This is a genomic window from Oleiphilus sp. HI0125 (assembly GCF_001635355.1).
Genome location: NZ_LWGF01001370.1, coordinates 1 through 825, shown reverse-complemented (window position 1 = coordinate 825; position 825 = coordinate 1). Strand labels below are relative to the sequence as shown.

The 825-nt window shown below is 43.4% G+C and carries 1 protein-coding gene; it reads left to right on the top strand.

Going from position 1 to position 825, the window contains the following annotated elements:
• A partial coding sequence (locus tag A3762_RS23495; protein ID WP_068757911.1) for a TIGR04211 family SH3 domain-containing protein occupies positions 1–566 on the top strand: 566 nt, incomplete at its 5' end.
• Positions 567–825 lie beyond the last annotated feature (259 nt).

The window sequence follows — 825 nt, the reverse complement described above, 5'->3', positions numbered from 1 at the left end:
GTGGTGAAGGCACAGGATTCCGCATCGTACACAAAGGACTTCCAAGCGGCACAGCCATTGAAATCATCGAACAAAACAAAGAAACAGGGTACTCCTTTGTGCGCACAAAAGGCGGAACAGAGGGTTATTTGCCAACACGCTACCTCTCTGCAGAACCTATCGCGAAAGCGAAATTGGCCAAAGCAGAAAAAGAATTAAATCAATTGCGTACTAGCAATAAAGATCTGAATACAAAACTCAACGCCTTGCAAGGTAACTTCAATGCACTTGAGAAAGATCATGCACAAACGAGTAAAACACTAAACGCTAACAACACTGAGTTAGCGCGTGTTAAATCCGTATCAGCGGATGCTCTTAACCTAGACCGCAGCAACCGAGAGCTGCGTGAGAGCAATGAAGAGTTACGCAATCAACTCGAACTACTCGAGGTTGAGAATGCTCGATTAAAAGACAAGTCGGAATCCAATATGATGCTAATCGGAGGCGCACTTGTTCTACTCGGTGTCATTCTTGCGCTCATCGTTCCGCTACTTAAACCAAGCAAAAAGAACGATAGCTGGGCTTAAGCAACTCAACATTCCCCTTCATTTGTAAAACTTCGTAGCACGGTGAGACCTAGTAGACAGTCTCACCGTCACGCCTCCCTCTTGATCAAAACCTATCCGATTCTTGGATTATTCTTTATCTATCTGCTAGATATAAAAGAAAATAACAGGATCAAGTCGCTATGGCACATGTCGCTATGACCAATGTACAACGCAATTATTCTGAAAAACGCAATTTTCGGAGAATGGCATTAAACACTGACATTGAGATTCACATGCT